Annotated in this window: 13 protein-coding genes and 2 pseudogenes; 8 read left to right on the forward strand and 7 right to left on the reverse strand. The window is 65.7% G+C overall.

Translation table 11 applies throughout. The features are described 5' to 3' along the window. The first annotated feature begins 52 nt into the window (after positions 1-52). Positions 53-673, forward strand: coding sequence for a glutathione S-transferase family protein (locus tag RX327_RS10865; RefSeq protein WP_317250236.1), 621 nt, complete (start codon positions 53-55; stop codon positions 671-673). A gap of 79 nt (positions 674-752) precedes the next feature. Here the strand turns inward: RX327_RS10865 and RX327_RS10870 are convergent. Continuing rightward, positions 753-1,663: pseudogene (locus RX327_RS10870) on the reverse strand (LysR family transcriptional regulator). Positions 1,664-1,814: 151 nt separating this feature from the next. Here RX327_RS10870 and RX327_RS10875 point away from each other — a divergent pair. Further along, positions 1,815-2,237 carry a nuclear transport factor 2 family protein gene (locus RX327_RS10875; protein WP_050387360.1) on the forward strand — a complete coding sequence of 141 codons (423 nt, stop codon included), beginning with the start codon at positions 1,815-1,817 and terminating at the stop codon, positions 2,235-2,237. 78 nt (positions 2,238-2,315) lie between these two features. Here the strand turns inward: RX327_RS10875 and RX327_RS10880 are convergent, their stop codons facing one another. From RX327_RS10880 to RX327_RS10890, 3 genes and pseudogenes are all read right to left on the reverse strand, one after another. Continuing rightward, the gene (locus tag RX327_RS10880) at positions 2,316-3,002 is read right to left on the reverse strand and encodes a glutathione S-transferase family protein (protein WP_317250237.1); all 687 of its coding nucleotides are present in this window, start codon (positions 3,000-3,002) and stop codon (positions 2,316-2,318) included. A gap of 136 nt (positions 3,003-3,138) precedes the next feature. Continuing rightward, entirely contained in the window at positions 3,139-3,435 is a 297-nt protein-coding gene (locus RX327_RS10885; protein WP_244482632.1) for a hypothetical protein, read from the reverse strand. Positions 3,436-3,651: 216 nt separating this feature from the next. Further along, positions 3,652-4,784, reverse strand: a pseudogene (locus tag RX327_RS10890) (site-specific DNA-methyltransferase). A 382-nt stretch (positions 4,785-5,166) separates the two neighbouring features. Here RX327_RS10890 and RX327_RS10895 point away from each other — a divergent pair. Beyond that, on the forward strand, positions 5,167-6,105 hold the full coding sequence (locus tag RX327_RS10895; RefSeq protein WP_317250238.1) for a neutral zinc metallopeptidase: 939 nt from the start codon (positions 5,167-5,169) through the stop codon (positions 6,103-6,105). Positions 6,106-6,318: 213 nt separating this feature from the next. Continuing rightward, a complete protein-coding gene (gene moaB, locus RX327_RS10900) occupies positions 6,319-6,852 on the forward strand; it encodes a molybdenum cofactor biosynthesis protein B (RefSeq protein WP_317251242.1) in 534 nt (177 codons plus the stop codon). A gap of 199 nt (positions 6,853-7,051) precedes the next feature. Here the strand turns inward: moaB and RX327_RS10905 are convergent, their stop codons facing one another. Then, positions 7,052-7,993: a helix-turn-helix domain-containing GNAT family N-acetyltransferase gene (locus tag RX327_RS10905; RefSeq protein ID WP_317250239.1), complete on the reverse strand. Its 942-nt coding sequence runs from the start codon at positions 7,991-7,993 to the stop codon at positions 7,052-7,054. Between the two features lie 45 nt (positions 7,994-8,038). Then, positions 8,039-8,608 carry a glycosyl transferase gene (locus RX327_RS10910; RefSeq protein WP_317250240.1) on the reverse strand — a complete coding sequence of 190 codons (570 nt, stop codon included), beginning with the start codon at positions 8,606-8,608 and terminating at the stop codon, positions 8,039-8,041. Positions 8,609-8,798: 190 nt separating this feature from the next. Here RX327_RS10910 and RX327_RS10915 point away from each other — a divergent pair, with 190 nt between their 5' ends. The 4 genes from RX327_RS10915 (at position 8,799) to RX327_RS10930 (ending at position 13,170) form a co-directional block, all read left to right on the forward strand. Then, positions 8,799-9,965, forward strand: coding sequence for a PA0069 family radical SAM protein (locus RX327_RS10915; protein ID WP_317250241.1), 1,167 nt, complete (start codon positions 8,799-8,801; stop codon positions 9,963-9,965). Positions 9,966-10,086: 121 nt separating this feature from the next. Next, a complete protein-coding gene (locus RX327_RS10920; RefSeq protein WP_028334799.1) occupies positions 10,087-10,533 on the forward strand; it encodes a VOC family protein in 447 nt (148 codons plus the stop codon). A 94-nt stretch (positions 10,534-10,627) separates the two neighbouring features. Continuing rightward, a complete protein-coding gene (locus RX327_RS10925) occupies positions 10,628-11,404 on the forward strand; it encodes a ribonuclease HII (protein WP_317250242.1) in 777 nt (258 codons plus the stop codon). A gap of 257 nt (positions 11,405-11,661) precedes the next feature. Beyond that, positions 11,662-13,170, forward strand: coding sequence for a glycosyltransferase family 39 protein (locus tag RX327_RS10930; RefSeq protein WP_317250243.1), 1,509 nt, complete (start codon positions 11,662-11,664; stop codon positions 13,168-13,170). A gap of 106 nt (positions 13,171-13,276) precedes the next feature. Here RX327_RS10930 and RX327_RS10935 read toward each other — a convergent pair whose 3' ends face one another. Beyond that, a complete protein-coding gene (locus RX327_RS10935) occupies positions 13,277-14,098 on the reverse strand; it encodes a uracil-DNA glycosylase (RefSeq protein ID WP_317251243.1) in 822 nt (273 codons plus the stop codon). Positions 14,099-14,126: the final 28 nt, after the last annotated feature.

The following is a 14,126-nucleotide window of genomic DNA, read 5'->3' on the forward strand; positions in this document are numbered from 1 at the left end:
GAACCAGAGCCGCGTTCGCAACGAACCGATAAGGCTCGGAGAGGACAGCAACATGCTCAAGCTCTATTTTGCCACCGGCACCTGCGCGCTCGCGTCCCACATCGCGCTGGCCGAGGCCGGCGCGCCCTACACGACCGTGAAGATCGACTTCAAGGACAACCAGCAGAACAGCCCGGACTATCTTGCGATCAACCCGAAGGGCCGTGTGCCGGCGCTGGTCACCGACCGTGGCGTCCTGACCGAGACGCCGGCGATGCTGGCTTACATCGCGCAGACCTTCCCCAAGGCGAAGCTCGCACCGCTCGACGATCCCTTCGACTTCGCCGAGGTGCAGTCGTTCAACTCCTATCTCTGCTCGACCGTGCACATCAACCACGCTCACAAGATGCGCGGCGCGCGCTGGGCGACGCAGGAGAGCTCGTTCGCCGACATGAAGGCAATGGTCCCGAAGACCATGGCGGCCTGCTTCAAGCTGATCGAGCGCGACATGCTGAAGGGCCCGTGGGTGATGGGCGAGAACTACACCGTCGGCGACGCCTATCTCTACACGCTGACCCTCTGGCTCGACGGCGACGGGGTCGACATCGCAACGCTGCCCAAGGTGAAGGCGCATCGCGCTGCGATGGAGAGCCGCCCGGCGGTGCAGAAGGTGCTGGCGGAGCAGAGGGCGTAAGCGCGGAGGACAAGGCGGAAGCCAAGAACTCGCTGTCGTCCCGGCGCAAGCCGGGACGACGCGGGGATAGAGCGCGCCGCTACACTTTCCCCGTCTCCAGCTCCCGCCCGGTCTCCAGCATCAGCCTTCGCAGCCAGATCGAGCCGGGGTCCATCTGCGCGCGGGTCGGATGGAACATGAACTGCTCGTCGATCCCGGGATCGAGCGGCGGCGTCACCGTGACGAGGCCGAGCTGCTTCGACAGCGCCGCGATCAGCCGGCGCGGCACGAAGGCGACGAGGTCGGTGCGGGCGGCGACGTGCAGCGCCTCGAGATAGCCTGACACCACCAGCGAGATATGCCGCTCGATGCCCTTGGCTCGCAGCCAGGGGTCGATCAGGTCCTCGGGCCGCGGATGATCACGCCGACATGGCGCGCAGCCAGGAACGTCTCGCGCCGCTTCAGCTTCGTGCCGGCGGGGTGGCCGCGCCGCACCGCCAATGCGTCGCTGTCGGTATAGAGCAGCTGGCGGTGAAAACCCTTGAAGGCGTTTCCGATCGAGATCACGAGGTCGATGGTGCGGGCGAATTCGGCATGGAAGATCGCCGATCCCCGCCACGGCACGACGTCGATGCGGACGTTGGGCGCGGCCTGTGTCACCTTCTCCATGAAGCGCGGCATCAACAGCTCGACCGCGAGATCCGGCATCATCAGGCGGAATTGCCGCTCGCTGCGCGCGGCATCGAAATCGTCGGGCACGAACAGCCCGCGCACCTGGTCCAGCGCCTGCGCCAGCGGGGCGCGCAGCGCCAGGGCCCGTGGCGTCAGCTCCATCCGCGCGCCGGTGCGTACCAGCAGCGGATCGCCAAAAATGTCGCGCAGGCGCTGGAGCGCATGGCTCGCCGCCGGCTGCGACAGCCCGAGCCGCAGCGCGGCGCGGCTGACATTGGCCTCGCGCAGCAGCGCATCGAGCGCGGTCAGCAGATTGAGGTCAAGCGAATTCAAATTCATAAAGCGAATATATATCATATCGACTATCGATTTGAAGAATGCTCGCAGGCGCCGCAGGATTGCGGGCAAGGCATTTTTCACGCGAGCCGAAGACCGTATCGCGTGAGCAAACGCCTGAAATCAAGGTCTATCAATCGCAAGGAGAGGCGCCATGAGCGCAGCCGACAACAAGAAACTGGTGCAGGAGATGTTCGTGATCGCAGGCAGTCCCGATCCCGCGGTGCGCGAGAACTCGCTGTTCATGGCAACGCTTGCCGACGACGCGATCTGGACCGTGACCGGGCAATATTCCTGGTCGCGTACCTTCACCGGCAAGCAGTCGATCATCAACGATCTGCACGGCCATGTCCGCTCGAAACTGGTCGAGCGCGGCCGCACCGTCGCCCATCGCATCATCGCCGACGGCGACATCGTCGTGATCGAGGCCAAGGGCGACAACCTCACCAAGCAAGGTCAGCGCTACGACAACGACTACTGCCTGGTGTTCCGCTTCGATGGCGGTCGGATCAAGGAGGTACGGGAATATTGTGACTCGGTCCTGACCGAGAGGGCGCTCGGCGCGTTTCCTGCGTAGCGGCGCGCCGCCAATGGGCGGCACAAACGAAGACGGCGCCCATCCGGGCGCCGTCGTCTTGCCGTCTTGTGGATTGGCTTACGCCACCTTGGACTTGAGGTGGCCGAACATGATGTCGCGTGCCTCGTCGTCCATCTCGGCCTTGAATGTGAACTTGTCCTTCAGGGCGATGGCGCGCGCCGCCGCGGGCCGCGCCGAGATCTCGTCGACGAGCCGCTTCACGTTCGGGTATCGCGCGAAGGCGTCGTCGCCCAGCTTGAACGGCACCATCCGCGCCCAGCCCCACAGTGCCATGTCGACGATCGAATAGCTGTCGCCGACCATGTAGCGCTGTTTCGCCAGGTGATCGTCGAGGATCTTGTAATGGCGGTGCGCCTCGTACTGGTAGCGGTTGTTGGCGTAGTCGAGATCCTTCGGCGCGAAATGCTTGAAGTGGACGGCCTGACCCGAATACGGCCCGACGCCGGTCGCCACGAACATCAGCCAGGACAGCGTCGCGGCGCGGTTGGCCGGCGTATTGGCGGGCAGGAATTTGCCGGTCTTCTCGGCGAGATAGAGCAGGATGGCGTTCGAGTCGAAAACGATCGTGCCGTTGTCGTCGATGGCCGGCACCTTGCCGTTCGGATTGATCTTCAGAAATTCGGGCGCGAACTGCTCGCCCTTGCGGGTGTCGATCTTGACCGGCTCGAAGGCCAGTCCGGACTCCTCCAGAAACAGCGCAACCTTGGTCGGATTCGGCGATCCGTTGAAATAGAATTTGAGCATGAAGGGACTCCCTTGGTTCTTGTAGCCGGCGAGATCGGGATGCGGCGGGGAAGGCCGCAGACGATCCCCTCATGCGCAAATTTCGCTGCGCTGCGCAAGCGACGAGTTTGTGAATCAGGGTCGCGTGGCGCGCTGGTCAGCCGGCCCAGAAGAAGCCCAGGATACCCGCGACAACCAGCGCGATGCCCGCGACGTCCAGCGCGGCGGCGGAGCGGGTCGCAGCACGCAAATGGGAGACCTGCGTCGCGCGTTCTGATCCCCGCGCGTAGCCATGGACGATGATCTCTTCATTGAACTCGCCATGCGCCTCGAGGGCGAGCGTCAGCCCGACGCAGACGAGCAGGATGCCTAAAATGATCAGGCCGAAGAATCCGAGCAGGCCGATCAGCAGCATCGGAAACATGCCGAGCAGGAAGACCGGCAGCAGCGGCACCAGCAGCAAGGTCTCGGATTGTCTTCGCATCGGCGACCAATCGAAGCGGCAAGTGATGGGGCCGAATCTAGTCCCGCCGTCGCGGCGCAACAAGGCGGCCCGCGTTCAAGACGGCGTCATCTTCCCCAACGTGTCATTCCCGGCTGCGCAATTGCGTATCTGAGGGCGCCGCGAAGCGGCGAGCCCGGAATGACGAGGAAGATTAGCCGGCTTGCCTCAGCCCGCGGCCATCTCGGCGCGGATCTCGGCGCGCAGCTCGTCGATCAGCTTGAGACCCTTCTTGGTCTCGACATGCCAGAAGGTCCAGCCGTTGCAGGCCTGCGCGCCTTGCGCCACGGCGCCGATGCGGTGGATCGAGCCGACCTTGTCGCCCAGCATGATGGCGCCGTCGGCACGGACCAGCGCGCCCAGCTTCTTCTTGGCGTCGAACAGTTTCGTGCCGGGCATGATCATGCCGCGCTCGATCAGCTCGGAGAACGCCACCCGCGGCGCTTCGCGCGCGGTCATGAACGGGGCAAGGCTCTCTTCCGGCAGCGGCTCGACCGCGGCGATGCGCGCCTCGGCCGCCCTGGCGTAGGTCTTGTCGCGTTCGAAGCCGATGTAGGAACGGCCGAGGCGCTTGGCAACCGCGCCGGTGGTGCCGGTGCCGTTGAAGGGATCGATCACGAGGTCGCCGGGCTTGGATGACGACAGCAGCACGCGCGCGAGCAGGCCTTCCGGCTTCTGCGTCGGATGCACCTTCTTGCCGTCCGAGCCCTTGAGGCGCTCTTCGCCGGTGCAGAGCGGGATCAGCCAGTCGGACCGCGCCTGCACGTCCTCGTTGGCGGCCTTCAGCGCCTCGTAGTTGAAGGTGTAGCCCTTGGCCTTCTCGTCGCGCGCGGCCCAGATCATGGTCTCGTGCGCGTTGGTGAAGCGGCGGCCGCGGAAATTCGGCATCGGGTTCGACTTGCGCCAGACGATGTCGTTCAGGAGCCAGAAGCCGAGGTCCTGCATGATCGCGCCGACGCGGAAGATGTTGTGATAGGAGCCGATCACCCAGATCGTCGCCGATGGCTTCATCGCGCGGCGGGCGGCAAGCAGCCAGGCGCGGGTGAAATCGTCATAGGCTGCGAACGAATCGAACTTGTCCCAGTCGTCGTTGACGGCGTCGACATGCGATTCGTCGGGGCGCTTGAGATCACCCTTGAGCTGGAGGTTGTAGGGCGGGTCGGCGAACACCAGGTCGACCGAACCAGCCTGAAGCTTCGACATTTCGGCGACGCAATCGCCAATGACGATGTGGCTCGATGGGGCACTCTCAAATTTGTGCGGGGCGCCCTTGCAGACGCCCCGCGACGCGACTCTACCATGACTCAAGAACTCTGACTCAGGCGACGCTGTCGGCGACGCGGGACCAAACAACCGACTGGCGTTACATTGAAGGGGCAAAGTAAAAAACGACTTAATTGGAAATCTTCATGCAAAAGATTGCAGCATCTTTTGCGCGTCATGGCGCAGTGCCGTCGGCGTTGTGCTGCAACATCAGCGCGTTCGGCGAAAAAATTTGCGGATCATCAAACCGGCACGATTTGCGCGGTAGATTCGCCCTCATTCGCAGCCGTTTGCACCGCAAGGGATGCGCCTCTTCCGGACTAGGCAATTATTGCCGGGCAGGATATTGATTAACAGAATGGAAATTTTAGGTTGGAGTGTCCCGCGTTGGGTCGCCGACTGGAATGAAGGGAAGCCGCCATGCGTTACGATGACTTCCGCCGCAGCGACGACATCGAGGATCGTCGCGACGAAGGTGGTGGCTTTGGCGGCGGCGGCGGAGGCGGGTTCGGCCTGCCGATCGGCGGTGGCGGGCTCGGCATCGGTACCATCATTATCCTCGGCCTGGTCGGCTACGCCTTTGGCATCGATCCACGCATCCTGATCGGCGGCGCCGAGGTTCTGACCGGCGGCGGCCATGCGCCGACCTACCAGACCGATCGCCAGGCGTCCTCGGGCAAGCGCGGCGCGCCGACCGACGAGATGGGCAGCATGATCTCCGGCATTCTCGGCGAGATCGACGATCGCTGGAGCGAGATCTTCCAGGCCAGCGGCCAGTCCTACACGGGTCCGAAGATCGTGCTGTTCCGCAACGCCACCAACGGGGGCCGCTGCGGCATGGCGCAGTCGGCGATGGGGCCGTTCTATTGTCCGCCCGACCGGACCATCTTCCTCGACACCGGTTTCTTCCGCGAGGTCGAGACGCGCTTCCGCGGCTGCTCCGGCAAGTCGGCGTGCAATTTCACGACGGCCTACATCATCGCGCATGAAGCCGGCCATCACATCCAGAACCTGCTCGGCATCATTCCCCGCGTCACGCGGCTCCAGCAGCAGGTCGGCTCGAAGGCCGAGGCGAATGCGCTCCAGGTGAAGGTGGAGTTGCAGGCCGACTGCCTGTCCGGCGTCTGGGTCAACCGCGAGGCGAAGAAGCGTCCGAACTTCCTGGAGCCCGGCGACATCGAGGCTGCGCTGACCACAGCGAGCGCGATCGGCGACGATACGCTGCAGCGCCAGTCGACGGGCCGCGTCGTGCCGGACTCCTTCACCCACGGCTCGGCGGCGCAACGCAAGCAATGGTTCATGACCGGCTACCAGCAGGGCACGGTCCAGGCCTGCAACACGTTCGGCGGTAGCTTGTAGCTGCGTGCCGGTAGCGTCATCCCCGGATGAGCGCGAATGCGCTCACTCGGGATATGTTCGCCTCTTGGCGACCTCGAAGGATGACGGAGCCCGTGGCCCATCCTTCGCGGCTCGCCCAGCGGTGCAAGTGCACCGTAAGGCGAGCACCTCAGGATGACGTCAGCGGGATGGAAAGAGGTGTAAATGTCCTCACACGACGAATCCAAATAATTCATCCCGCTCAACATCGCGGTGCTCACGGTGTCCGACACGCGCGCGCTGGCGGATGACAAGTCCGGCCAGACATTGGTCGATCGCCTCACCGCGGCGGGTCATCATCTCGCAGCGCGCGAGATCGTCACCGACGATGTCGAGGCGATCCGCGCCGTGATCCGCCGCTGGATTGCCGATGGCGGCGTCGACGTCGTCATCACCACCGGCGGCACCGGCTTCACCGGCCGCGACGTCACGCCGGAGGCGATCGAGCCGCTGTTCGAGAAGCGCATGGACGGTTTCTCGATCGCGTTCCACATGCTGAGCCATGCCAAGATCGGGGCATCGACGATCCAGAGCCGCGCCACCGCGGGCGTTGCGGGTGCGACCTACATCTTCTGTCTCCCTGGTTCACCGGGGGCCTGCCGCGATGGCTGGGACGGCATCCTCGCAGCCCAACTCGACTACCGCACGCGCCCCTGCAATTTCGTCGAGATCATGCCGCGGCTGGACGAGCACCTGCGCCGGCCGAAGGCGCAAGGCGCGAGCGCTTAGCCGCTCCTTTTTTGTCATCCCGACGCGCAATTGCGCATCTGAGGGCGTGTGAACCACGAACCCGAATCTCAAGGGTGAGCTTCCGTAGCCCGGATGGAGCGAAGCGAAATCCGCGGCAGTCTCTTCCGCGGCAGCACCGCTCCCGGATTGCGCTCGCTCCATCCGGGCTACGCAGTCCAGGCGCCTCGGCGCTGCGGATTCACAACTCCAGCTCCCAGGTCTCGCCGACCAGGTCGACGCCGAAGCTGTGGTGCTTTTCTTCCTTGACCCGCTCGAAGCCGGCGCGGGCGTAGATGCCGCGCGCGGCGACCAGGATGCTCTGGGTCCACAGCGTCATCTTCTTGTAGCCCCGCTCGCGCGCGCCCTGGATACATTGCTCGACCAGCGCGCGGCCGACGCCGAGGCCCCGCGCCTTCTTCTCCACCTGCAACAGGCGCAGCTTGGCGATCTCGCCCGTGGCCTTGACCAGGAAGACCGAGCCGACCGGCTCGCCGCCCAATTCCGCGATCCAGCAGTGCTCGCGCGCGGGATCGAACGATCGCAGAAACTGCGCGCAGATCTCGGCCACCAACGCCTCGTAGCTGATGTCCCAGCCATATTCCTCCACGTAGGCTTGTCCCTGTCGGGAGACGACCCAGCCCATGTCGCCGACGCGATGGCTGCGCAACATGAAGCCGACCGGTTTCTCGGCCGGCGGCTCCAGCGATTGCTCGATCGTGCCCATCGCGCGCACCACCGCGGCGCGACGGTCGCTGTCCATCTGCTTCAATAGCGCCCCGACCTCGCTGCGCGAGCGGCGGTCGAGATCGGCGGCTGCGGTGCGGCCCTTGGCCGTGAGGGCCACCTCGTTGACGCGCTTGTCGGCCTTAGACGGCTTGCGCGTCACGATCTGGCGCCTTTGCAGCGCCGCCAGCGTGCGGCTGACGAAGCCGGCATCGAGGTCGAGATCGCGCACCAGATCGGTTGCGGTGCAATTTTCGCGATGCGCGAGCTCGTAGATGATCCGCGCTTCCTGCAGCGTGAATGTCGAGTGCAGCAGCTTCGGCTCGATGATGCCGAGCTTGCGGGTATAGAACCGGCTGAAGCCGCGGACCGCGGCGACCTGGCTCTCAAGCGTGGTGTCATGGGAATTTGATTTCATCAAATATATTATTTGACGGAATCAAATAATCCGCAAGCGCTTTGTTCAGGCCACCATGATCCGGCTCCGCAGCATGGTGCGGGAGGAGCGGCCGAGCCGGCGCAGCAGGCGCGCCTCGGAGCGACGGGCGTCGGGCCGGTAGCCGCCGATCCGCTCGTAATGCTCGCGGGCGATCAGGAGCCCTTGTTCGGCCGAGGGACCGGTGATCATCCGGGCGACGAATTTGAGGCCGTCGCGCAGGCCCGGGTCGGTGTAGGGCGCGCGGGCGTAGCGGAAGATGCCGGCGCGGTCCTTGCCGCTCGCCGCCACCATCTGGATGAACTGGGTGGTTTCCTCGATCCAGCCGGTTTCCAGCACGGCGCCTGCGGGAAGGAACATCAGCCAGGGCGATCGGGCCTGGAGCGCGCCTGCCGCAAGCGCCGCGGCGCGCGTGCCCTCGAAGCGCAGGAAGCGGCAGCCGGCGACGTCGGCGACGCGCTCCATCACGTCGCTGTTGCTGCGGTCGACCAGCAGCACTTCGCGGATGACGCCCGCGGCCGCGCCCGGCACCAGCGCCGCCAACGTTGCGACCGCGGTGCGCTCGACGCCGTCGGTTGGAATGATCACGCTCAGCATGATTTTGAGGCTTCGATGGCTCAAGCGGTGGAGAAACTCAGGCCGTGTTATCACCTTGTCATATTCAAAGCAGCCTGTTCGCCTGCAGATTCAAAGCAGCCTGTTCGCCTGCAGAATTTTCTAGCGAGGTTCTGTGGAATTTCTGCGTTCGTGTTCTTGATTTGTTCTAACGCTGTGCTAGCTTCAAAGCATGAGCCGAGCATCCTCTCATGCCCTCAAGCACCCGCCGGTAACGGCGCCCTCCGATAACCCGGCGGGTGCACCCACCCCTTTTCCCGAGCTTGCGGTCGCGATCGAGCGCGAGCGGCGGCGCGGCCGGGGCGCGCAATCCAATGCCAGCGGCCGCTACGAGGCCGAGGCGCGCGTCGCTTTCGATGACGGCTGGCAGAGCCTGGAAGAGCTGCCGCCGTTCAAGACCAGTATCGGTGTCGACACCTCGCGCAAGGTGATCACCCGCAACGATTCCCCAGACATCGGCTTCGACCGCTCGATCAATCCCTATCGCGGCTGCGAGCACGGCTGCGTCTACTGCTTCGCCCGACCGACGCATGCCTATCTCGGCCTCTCGCCGGGGCTGGATTTCGAGTCGAAGCTGTTCGTGAAGCCCGAGGCGCCGGCGCTGCTCGAGAAGGAGCTCGCCGCCCCCGGCTACGAACCCAGGATGATCGCGATCGGCACCAACACCGATCCCTACCAGCCGATCGAGCGCGAGCGAAAGATCATGCGCGGAATCCTCGAGGTGCTGGAACGCGCCAGCCATCCGGTCGGCATCGTCACCAAATCTGCGCTGGTGGTGCGCGACATCGACATTCTGGCGCGGATGGCCAAGCGCAACCTCGCCAAGGTCGCGATTTCGGTCACCTCGCTCGATCCGAAGCTCGCGCGCACCATGGAGCCGCGCGCCGCGACGCCGCCGAAGCGGCTGGAGGCGCTGAAGCTGCTCTCGGAGGCCGGCATTCCGACCACGGTGATGGTCGCGCCCGTGATCCCCGCGCTGAATGATTCCGAGATCGAGCGCATCCTCGATGCCGCCGCCCATGCCGGCGTCAAGGAAGCCTCCTATGTGCTGCTGCGGCTGCCGTTGGAGGTCCGCGATCTCTTTCGCGAATGGCTGATGGCGAACTATCCGGACCGCTATCGCCACGTCTTCACCCTGATTCGCGACATGCGCGGCGGGCGCGACTACGATGCGAAATGGGGCGAGCGGATGAAGGGCACCGGCCCGATGGCCTGGACCATCGGCCGCCGCTTCGAGATCGCCTGCGACAGGCTCGGCCTCAACAAGCGGCGCTCCAAGCTGACCATCGATCACTTTGCGCGGCCGAAGCGGAACGGCGATCAGCTCAGCCTGTTCTAGGCGAGGGCGTAGCCCGGATGGAGCGCAGCGAAATCCGGGGTCCCGTGTTAGCGGCTGAAGCTTTCCCGGATTGCGCTTCGCTCCATCCGGGCTACGAACATAACAATAAGTGAGTGCAAACATGAGTAACACCCCGACCGCACGCTTCACCGTCCTCACGCTCGGCGTCAGCGACATGCGCGCCAGCATCGGCTTTTATGAGTCGCTTGGCTTCACCAGGAAGATGCGCGCGACCGGCGAGGAGGTCGCCTTCTTCGAGACCGGCGGCACCGTGCTCGGCCTGTTCCCGTGGCATCTGCTCGCCGCCGATGCCGGGCTGCCGGATCAGCCACGGCCGTTAGCGTTCCGCGGCGTCGCGATCGCCTGGAACTGCAACGACGACGCCGAGGTCGATCGTGTGATGGCGTTCGCGCTGTCGAAAGGCGCCAGGCTGCTGAAGCCCGCGCAGCCCACCAGCTATGGCGGCTATTGCGGCTATTTCGGCGATCCCGACGGCCACGCCTGGGAAGTGGTGCGCGCGCCGGGCTTTGAGGTTCGCGACGACCGCCGGGTGTCAATTCCCGATTAGAGCGCCGATCCCGATTGGAGCGGCGGATTGAATAGCGGGGAAGGGCGCCAGGTTCCCGGTTGCGCCACGGGCCGGGCTTGATCACCATCCCGGTATGATTCGGGACAAGTCCAGCGGCACGTCCAAGACCGCGTCGAAGAGGAAACCGGCCGAGCCGGCCAAGCCGGACAAGCGCGTCATCGTGGTGACGCGGCCGAGCTTCCGCCGCGAGCGGGCGCTGATCAAGCGCGGCATCTGGCCGGTTGCCGGCTGCGACGAGGCCGGCCGCGGCCCGCTGGCCGGTCCCGTGGTGGCCGCCGCCGTGGTGCTGGACCCAAATCGGATTCCCAAGGGGCTCGATGATTCGAAGCGGCTGACCGTCGAGCGCCGCGAGGAACTGTTCGAGGAAATCTGCGCGACAGCAGCGTTCTCGGTCGCGGTGGCGTCACGGGCGCGGATCGACCGCGACAACATCCTGCGTGCCTCGCTGTGGGCGCTGAAGCGCGCCGTGGTGGCACTGCCCGAGACGCCCAGGCACGTCTTCGTCGACGGCCGCGACCGGCTCGACACCGAATGCGACTGCGAGGCCGTGATCGGCGGTGACGGTATCGTGCTGTCGATCGCTGCGGCATCCATCGTCGCCAAGGTGACGCGCGACCGGCTGATGTGCGCGCTGGCGCAGGACTGCCCCGGCTACGGTTTCGAGCAGCACAAGGGCTACGCCGTCCCCGAACATCTCGAGGCGCTCGACCGGCTGGGCCCGTCCATCCACCACCGCAGCTTCTTCGCCCCCGTCGTCGCGGCGCGGCTGAAGCACTTCCCGGTCCCGGCCGAGCCGGACCTGTTCACGGTGGACGCCGAAAGCGAAGCCGCGGCATCCGAAGCGGCGTAAAGCGCGGCGGCGCCGCACTCTCGGTGTCATCGCCCGGCTTTGACCGGGCGATCCAGTATTCCAGAGACAGTTGTGATTGAGCCGCGAGGCCGCGGCGTACTGGATGCCCCGCCTTCGCGGGGCATGACACCTGCATTTGACTTTGCACCGTGGACTCATCCGGCCCCGGTTGCCTCCACCGCCGCCGCCGTTTATCAAAACCCTCGGGATCAGATGGCGCCGCTTGATAGGGGTGGCTGGGGCATTTCAGGCGTTTCATGCGGTTTACCTCCCTGGTTGTCGAACTGATCCGCGCCCGGCCGCGCCTCGTGGTCTGGATCGTGGTGCTGGCGCAGGCCGCGATCTGGCTGTTCCTGCCGGCCATCTTCTACGGCAGTCCGCCCGGCAACCTCGCCACCATCCTCGCCTTCGGCCGCGAATATCAGGTCGGCACCGACATGGGACCGCCGCTCGCGTTTTGGCTCGCCGACATCGCCTTCCGCGCCGTCGGCAATCACGTGTTCGGCGTCTATCTCCTGGCGCAGGTCTGCGAAATCGTCACCTTTATCGCCTTCTACGCCCTGGCGCGCGCCATCGTCGGCGGCCCGCAGGGCGTGCTGGCGGTGCTGCTGTCGATGACGGTCGTGGTGTTCTCCTCGCCAAGCGTCGACTTCGGCCCCCTGGTGCTGGCGCGGCCGCTCTGGGCGCTCTTGCTGCTGCATTCCTGGCAGATCATCGGCCAGCGCCGCGGCAATGCCTGGTTCGCCTGGTCGATCGAAGCGGGCCTCTTGCTGCTGACGACACCGGCGGCGATCGGCATGATCCTGCTCGTGACAGGCTTTGCGCTCGCAACCGAGCGCGGGCGGCGCATGCTCAGGTCCGTCGATCCGATCTACGCGCTGCTCGTGATCATCGTGCTGGCACTGCCCTACCTGATCTGGCTGCTCCGCGCCGACGTGCTGGCGCTGCCGTCCCTGCCGGCACTCGCCAATCTGAAGGCGCACGCGCTGCGCTGGGGTGTGGTGCTCGGCGGGCTGATCGTGGCGACCGCCGCGATCGCGGTGCTGGCGATCCTCAATTCGCGCTGGTTCGCCCGCGATACGGAGGATGCTCCGATCATCTACCGTCCGCCGGTCAATCAACTGGCGCGGCAATTCGTGTATTTCTTCGCGTTCGCGCCGGCGATCGCCGGCAGCTTCGTCTCCGGGCTGTTCAATCTCGATCGCGCCTTCGGCGGCGCCGGCGTGGCGCTGCTGATGTCCGGGCTCGCCGTCGTCGTCGCGACCGGCGATCTGATCCCGCTCAGGCGGCAGCGGCAGCTGCGTTCGGTCTGGGCCCTGGCGGTCGCGGCGCCTGCCGCGCTCGCGCTGGCGGCAGTGCTGTTCCTGCCCTGGACCAGCACCACGGAGGCGTCCACCTCGCTGCCGGCAGCCGCGATGGGCCGCTTCTTCGATGACAGCTATGAGCGCCGCACCAACCAGCGCCTGCGCGCGGTGGCCGGCGATCCCGAGCTTGCCAGTCTGATTGCGATGAACCGCCGCCGCCCGCATCTTTTGCTCGACGCCACGCCGCAGCGGACGCCGTGGCTGTCGGTCGCAAAGTTCAACGAAACAGGCGGCGTCGTGGTGTGGCGCGCACAGGACACCGCCGGCACGCCGCCGCCCGACATCGCGCAGCGCTTCCCCGGCCTCGTGCCGGAAGTGCCGCGTTCGTTCGACCGGCTGGTCAACGGACGGCAGCCGGTGCTGCGGATCGGCTGGGCGATCGTACGGCCGAAGGGGACGTGATTTGACGCGGAGCTGTAGCCCGGATGAAGCGGAGCGAAATCCGGGGCCGCTCTTTCACACCACCTGATCCACCCGGATTGCGCTTCGCTCCATCCAGGCTACGAAGCTACGCGTTCGCCGCCTGCAGCACCTTCGCGATCGCGCGCAGATCCTGCCACGACAGCCGCTTGTACGACGGCGAGCGCAGCAGATAGGCCGGATGGAAGGTGGCGACGGCGCGGATCGTGCGGGTGCCGGTGTCGTAGTCGATCCATTTGCCGCGGGTGCGCATGATGCCTTCGCGCGTTCCGAGCAGAGTCTGCGTCGAGGGATTGCCGAGCGTCACCAGCACGTCCGGGTTCACGAGCTCGATATGGCGCTGGATGAAGGGCAGGCAGATCTGCGTCTCCTGCGGCGTCGGCGTGCGGTTGCCGGGCGGTCGCCAGGGGATCACGTTGGCGATGTAGGCGGTGGTGCGGTTGAGCCCGATCGCGCCGATCATGAGGTCGAGCAGCTTGCCGCTGCGCCCGACGAAAGGCAGGCCCTCGATGTCCTCGTCGCGGCCCGGCGCTTCGCCGATGAACATGATGCGCGCCTGCGGATTGCCGTCGGCGAACACCAGCCGCGTTGCGGTGTGCTTCAGCGCGCAGCCCTCGAAGCCCTGCATCAGCTCGCGCAGTGCCTCCAGCGTCGGCGCTGTGCGCGCGGCCTCGCGTGCCGAGGCGATGGCGGCATCCGGCGCCACGGTGATTTCGCTGCGCGGAACTGACGGCATCGGCGGCGGACGCAGCGGATTGAGCGCAACTGATGGACGCGGCGCGGCAGGGGCGGGAACTGGCTCCGGCTCCTCGAGCCGGTTGATGGGGGCATCGCCAAGCGCGCAATCGACCCCGGCCTCGAGGTAAAAGGCCAGCAATTGCTGCAGTGTAGGGGTGGGCTCGGGCATCAGGGCCATGATCGCGGCAATATAGAGCATG

The sequence above is a fragment of the Bradyrhizobium sp. BEA-2-5 genome (assembly GCF_032918025.1).
In the GTDB taxonomy this organism is placed as follows: Bacteria; Pseudomonadota; Alphaproteobacteria; order Rhizobiales; family Xanthobacteraceae; genus Bradyrhizobium; species Bradyrhizobium pachyrhizi.